Origin of the sequence: Lapillicoccus sp., from assembly GCF_025353065.1 — a bacterium.
Classification (GTDB): domain Bacteria; phylum Actinomycetota; class Actinomycetes; order Actinomycetales; family Dermatophilaceae; genus Lapillicoccus.
In genome coordinates, this window is sequence record NZ_JANXRJ010000059.1 from 1 (window position 1) to 5,925 (window position 5,925).

5 protein-coding genes and 1 pseudogene are annotated in these 5,925 nt (G+C 70.6%); 4 read left to right on the forward strand and 2 right to left on the reverse strand.

Annotated elements, in window-relative coordinates:
• Positions 1-62: 62 nt before the first annotated feature.
• Together Q0R63_RS05680 and Q0R63_RS05685 are read right to left on the reverse strand one after the other, a co-directional pair.
• Positions 63-848 carry a VIT family protein gene (locus Q0R63_RS05680; protein ID WP_295695179.1) on the reverse strand — a complete coding sequence of 262 codons (786 nt, stop codon included), beginning with the start codon at positions 846-848 and terminating at the stop codon, positions 63-65.
• Positions 845-1,189 (reverse strand): 4a-hydroxytetrahydrobiopterin dehydratase, encoded by a 345-nt coding sequence (locus Q0R63_RS05685; protein WP_295695181.1) that lies wholly within the window; start codon positions 1,187-1,189, stop codon positions 845-847. Before Q0R63_RS05685 ends, Q0R63_RS05680 begins: the two co-directional genes overlap by 4 nt.
• Positions 1,190-1,271: 82 nt before the next feature.
• On the opposite strand from Q0R63_RS05685, the gene Q0R63_RS05690 reads away from it, so the two are divergent.
• The 4 genes and pseudogenes from Q0R63_RS05690 to Q0R63_RS05705 all read left to right on the forward strand — a co-directional run.
• Positions 1,272-1,724: a (deoxy)nucleoside triphosphate pyrophosphohydrolase gene (locus Q0R63_RS05690; protein WP_295695183.1), complete on the forward strand. Its 453-nt coding sequence runs from the start codon at positions 1,272-1,274 to the stop codon at positions 1,722-1,724.
• A 13-nt stretch (positions 1,725-1,737) separates the two neighbouring features.
• The gene (gene typA / locus Q0R63_RS05695; RefSeq protein ID WP_295695185.1) at positions 1,738-3,639 is read left to right on the forward strand and encodes a translational GTPase TypA; all 1,902 of its coding nucleotides are present in this window, start codon (positions 1,738-1,740) and stop codon (positions 3,637-3,639) included.
• 34 nt (positions 3,640-3,673) lie between these two features.
• Complete coding sequence (locus Q0R63_RS05700) at positions 3,674-5,440, forward strand: ABC transporter substrate-binding protein (RefSeq protein WP_295695187.1); 1,767 nt, start codon at positions 3,674-3,676, stop codon at positions 5,438-5,440.
• 298 nt (positions 5,441-5,738) lie between these two features.
• Positions 5,739-5,925 (forward strand): annotated as a pseudogene (locus tag Q0R63_RS05705) (hypothetical protein); the annotation flags it as partial.

The window sequence follows — 5,925 nt, forward strand, 5'->3', positions numbered from 1 at the left end:
AGGGCCGGGGAGCGGACGCCACCCGGCCGCCCGCGATCGGTCAGGCTCGCGCCGCCCTCAGCTCAGAGGGCCGTACCCACGAGCCGGCCGATGAGATAGGTCACGACCATCGCCAGCAGACCGCCGAGGACGTTGCGGGCGACCTGACGGGGCGCCGGCATACCACCCAGGCGGGCGCTCGTCACACCCGTCAGTCCGAGGGCGACGACGACGAACACGACGAGGAGGGGGACCCGCAGGCTCGGCGAGGCGACGAGGGCGGCGACGAACGGCAGCACCGCGCCGATGGTGAAGGCGGCCGTCGAGGCGTAGGCGGCGTGCCAGGGGTTGGTGAGGTTGTTGGGGTCGATCTGGAGCTCGACCTCGGCGTGGGCGGCCAGCGCGTCGCGGGCGGTGAGCTGGACGGCGACCTCGTGGGCGAGCTCCCGGTCCAGGCCCCGGTGGTGGTAGAGCTCGGCCAGTTCGGCCAGCTCCTCGTCGGGGGTCTCCTGGAGCTCAAGCCGCTCTTTCGCCAGCAGGGCGCGTTCGGTGTCGCGCTGGGTGCTCACGGACACGTACTCCCCGACGCCCATGCTGAGGGCGCCGGCCACGAGCGCCGCCACGCCTGCGGTGAGGATCGGTGACCGGGCGGTGGTCGCGCCGGCGACGCCGACGATGACGCCGGCGGTCGAGACGATGCCGTCGTTGGCGCCGAGGACGGCGGCGCGCAACCAGTTCAGGCGGCCCCCGGGGTCGCCGTGCGGCTCCTCGTGCTGCTCCGCGAGGTCCGCGTCCTTGGTCGCGAGCTCCGCGTCCTCGCTCGTGGGGCCCTGCTCGGCATCGGACTGCGTTCTGGGCTCGGCGCTCACGCGCTGACCTCCTCGGTAGTGGCGCGACCACGGTGGGCCGACTGGGCGATCCGGTGGGCCAGCTCGATGTCGAGCTGGGTGAGACCGACCGCTGATTCGGCTGAGTCGGCCGAATGGGTCGAGTGGGTCGAGAGGGTCCAGTGCGTCGTCGTCCCCCGGATGTCGATGTCGGGGTGGTGCTGCATCTCCTCGGCGGCCTCGGCGACGTCGTCGACGAACATGATCGCGGCGGGGAAGGACGGGGAGGTGTAGGTCGCGAGCAGGCTCGCGCCCTCGTGCCGCCAGCCGGTGAGGTCGGCGACCTGTCGGGTGATTTCCTCGGGGGTGAGCATTCGTGCCATAGGACAATCCTGACCCGCCTCCGGGCTGCGTGTCATCCAAGGCGAGGCTTACCGAGGCGGAGCGGCGGCATACCGTGGGGAGGTGTCGTCGGAAACAGGGGTGCAGCCGATCCGCGTGGTCGCCGCAGCCGTCGTCGACGACCTGGAGCACCCCACCCGGCTGCTGGCCGCCCGCCGGACCGAACCGCCGGCGCTCGCCGGCGGCTGGGAGCTGCCCGGCGGCAAGGTCGACCCGGGGGAGAGCCCGATCGAGGCGCTGCACCGCGAGATCCGTGAGGAGCTCGGTGTCGCCGTCCGCCTCGGCGAGGTCATCGCCGCCGAGGGTGGGGACGGCAGCTGGCCGCTCGGCGAGCGCTACCGGATGGACGTGTGGCTCGCGGTGGTGACCGAGGGCGACCCCCAGCCCATCGAGGACCACGACGAGCTGCGCTGGCTCGAGGTGGGGCAGCTGTATGCGGTGGGCTGGCTCCCCGCGGACCTGCCCGTCGTGGCCCTGCTGGAACGGCGGATGGTCGGCGCAGCCCGGAAACCCTGAGAGAATCGTGTCCATGGCCCTGAAGTTCCGCGACGACATCCGAAACGTCGCCATCGTTGCCCACGTCGACCACGGCAAGACGACCCTCGTCGACAAGATGCTGTGGCAGTCCGGCGCGTTCGGCGCTCACCAGCACGTCGACGAACGGGCGATGGACTCCGGTGACCTCGAGCGCGAGAAGGGCATCACCATCCTCGCCAAGAACACCGCGGTGCACTACACCGGCAAGTCCGCGGCCGAGGCAGGGCTCAACGAGGGCGTGACGATCAACATCATCGACACCCCGGGCCACGCCGACTTCGGTGGCGAGGTCGAGCGCGGGCTGTCGATGGTCGACGGCGTCGTCCTGCTCGTCGACGCGTCCGAGGGCCCGCTGCCCCAGACCCGCTTCGTGCTCCGCAAGGCCCTCGCGGCGCGGATGCCGGTGATCCTGTGCATCAACAAGGTCGACCGTCCCGACGCCCGCATCGCCGAGGTCGTCGACGAGACCTACGAGCTGTTCCTCGACCTCGACGCCGACGAGCACCAGATCGACTTCCCGATCGTCTACGCCTCGGCGCGGGCCGGCCGCGCGTCGCTCACCCGCCCCGAGAACGGCGGCATGCCCGACGAGGAGGACCTCGAGCCCCTCTTCGCCACGATCCTCAACACCATCCCGGCCCCGGTCTACGACGACGAGGCGCCGCTGCAGGCGCACGTGACCAACCTCGACTCCTCCAACTTCCTCGGTCGCCTCGCGCTGCTCCGGGTGTTCAACGGCACGATCTCCAAGGGCCAGTGGGTCACCTGGTGCCGCCACGACGGCACCCAGCAGAAGGTCAAGATCACCGAGCTGCTGATGACCGAGGCGCTCGAGCGCAAGCCGGCCGAGAGCGCCCGCCAGGGAGACATCATCGCCGTCGCGGGGATCCCCGAGATCACCATCGGCGAGACCCTCGCCGACGCCGACAACCCCATCCCGCTGCCGTTGATCACCGTCGACGAGCCGGCCATCTCGATGACCATCGGCACCAACACCAGCCCCATGGTGGGCCGCGTGCGCGGGTCGAAGGTCACGGCCCGGATGGTCAAGGACCGCCTCGACCGCGAGCTCGTCGGCAACGTCTCGCTGCGGATCCTGCCGACCGAACGTCCCGACACCTGGGAGGTGCAGGGCCGCGGCGAGCTCGCGCTCGCCATCCTCGTCGAGCAGATGCGTCGCGAGGGCCACGAGCTGACGGTCGGCAAGCCCCAGGTCGTCACCCGCGAGCTGGACGGCAAGGTCCAGGAACCCGTCGAGCGGCTCACCATCGACACGCCCGAGGAGTTCCTCGGCCCGATCACGCCGATCCTCGCGGCGCGCAAGGGCCGGATGGAGCAGATGGTCAACCACGGCACCGGCTGGATCCGGATGGAGTTCCTCGTCCCGTCCCGCGGCCTCATCGGCTTCCGCACCGAGTTCCTCACCGAGACCCGTGGCACGGGCATCGCCCACCACGTCTTCGAGGCCTACGAGCCGTGGTTCGGCGCCATCACGACGCGCACCAGCGGATCGCTCGTCTCCGACCGCACGGGGGTCGTCACGGCCTACGCGATGGTCAACCTCCAGGAGCGCGGCACCCTGTTCACCGAGCCGACCACCGAGGTCTACGAGGGCATGATCGTCGGGGAGAACTCCCGCGCCGACGACATGGACGTCAACATCACCAAGGAGAAGAAGCTCACCAACGTGCGGGCCTCCTCCTCGGACAACTTCGAGAAGATCGTGCCCCCGCGCAGCCTCAGCCTCGAGCAGTCGCTGGAGTTCTGCCGCGAGGACGAGTGCGTCGAGGTCACGCCCGAGGCGGTGCGCATCCGCAAGGTCGTCCTCGACATGGGCGACCGCGCCCGGACCGCGTCGCGGGCCCGCTCGGCGGCCAAGACCGCTCAGGCCTGAGACCGCCGCCCCACGGCCGGAGCTCGTGGATCACGTGACGGTCCGTCCGTCCGTCGGCCGGCCCGGAGCGGGGCGCCGGGTCCGCCTTCGGCTGGTCGGGGCGGCGGCACTCCTGGCGGCACTGCTGCTGTCCTCCTGCGCCGCGACGGGGGGGACGCCGGTCACGGGCACGGGCCGTGGGGGCACCCTGCACGTCCTGCTCGACACCCCGGTGGCGCACTGGGACCCCCAGCGGATGTACGGCGGCCCGGAGGCGGAGTTCGCCGTCCGGACCTACCTGCGGACGCTGACCACGCAGGCACCAACGAGCGTCGGCTTCCTCCCCGGCCTGCTCGCCGACCTCGCGACCGACACCGGGAGAGAGGCCGACGGCGGTCGGACGTGGGCCTTCACCATCGTCTCCGAGGGGCGCTGGCAGGACGGCCGCCCGGTGACCTGCGAGGACGTCCGATACGGGGTCTCGCGCAACTTCGCCCGCGACACCCTCACCGGCGGTCCGCCGTATGCCGCGTCCCTGCTCGACATCCCCCTGGTCAAGAGCGCCGCGGGCGTGGACGTCCCCGCCTACGCCGGCCCGTATGCCGGCACCGGCCAGGACCTCTACGACAAGGCCGTGACCTGCGAGGGGTCGGTACTGACCTTCCACCTCAAGGTCCCGGTGCACGACTTCAACCAGGCCGTCTCGCTGCCCGCCTTCGCCCCGGTGCGCAAGGACCAGGACCAGCGCGGTGCGGGCGGATTCTCGGTGTTCTCCTGCGGCCCCTACCTCCTCGAGGGGACCTGGAAGCCCGGTGACGGCGGACGCTTCGTGCGCAACCGCAGCTGGATCCCCCTGAGCGACCCGGTCCGCCAGGCCAACCCCGAGATCATCGACGTGCGCGAGGGCATCGCGACGACCACCGCGATCCAGCGGATCATCGACGACAAGGGCGAGGACCGCGACGCCGTCACGTGGGCGGATGCGCCGCCCGCCCTGCAGCAGCAGCTGCTGGCCAGCAAGGACCTCTCCCTGCGAGTCACCAACCCGGTGGCACCCGGCGTCGAATATCTCGTGCCCAACCTCTCGAGGCCCGCGATGTCGGACGTCACCATGCGACAGGCATTGGCGATGGCGACGAACCGTGACGCCTTCGTGTCGGCCTACGGCGGCCCGACTGCGATGACGCCCAGCTTCTCGGTGCTCGCGAGCACCGTGCCGGGTCGCCAGGATGCCGATCCCTTTGGGGTCGGGACGAGCGGGGACCCGGTCCGCGCCCGGGCCCTGCTGACCGCCCACAAGGTCAGCCTGCCGGTGCCGATCCAGGTCGCCTACCGGCAGTCCGGGGACGCCGACAAGGCCTTCGCGGCCCTCAAGGTGGGCTGGGAGAGGGCCGGGTTCGGCGTCACCCTCGACCCCATCACCACGAGCTACTACGCGACCATCGCGAGCCCGGAGGCGGCGAAGAAGTACGACGTCTTCCGGGCCAGCTGGAGCGCCGACTGGCCGAGCGGGTCCACCGTCGTCCCCAACAACTTCGACTCGCGCGTCAACCTCACCGCGACCGGGCCGGGGCAGGACTACGGCTACTTCGCCGACGCAGGGGTCAACGCGGCCATCGACGCGGCATACGCGATCACCGACGACAACCGGCGTGACGCCGCCTGGGGGGCAGTGGACCAGCAGATCGCGAAGCTCGGGGGGCACATCGCGCTCGCCCAGCAGCGGAACATGTTCATCCACGGGTCCGGCGTCGTGGGGTATTCGGACAACCCGCTCTTGGGGGGACATGTCGACCTGGCGACGATCCAGCTCGCCGGATGATGTCACACAGGATTACACGCCAGGTGGTGTATCCCGTCGTGACGGGGCATGCTCGCGTCGTAGCGTGTCCATGGTCGAGGTGGGTCGGCGTGCACGGGGTGTCGTCGTCGAGCGACGTTCCGCGGTCGGGGCTCATGCCGATACCAGCAGATTCCCAGCACGGACGGGAAGACGGTCACAATCCGGCGACGGCAGCCGGCGATTGTTCAGGATGCGGGACGCGCTGGTCTAAGGTTTTGTCCGTTCACCCAACGTCGCAGCCGGCGTCGTTCCCCCGACAGATGAGGTTCAGCAGCGCATGACGATCGCACCGGGCCAGGAGGACACCGGCGAGCGCCTCGAGGAGGCCGATACCGTCGCGACCGACGGTGCCGTCGCGATCAAGGGCCGCTCTCCCTGGGAGATCGTGTGGGCCCGGATCCGTCGCGACAAGGTCACGATGATCGCGCTCGTCGTCTCGATCCTCGTGCTGCTGCTCGGCATCG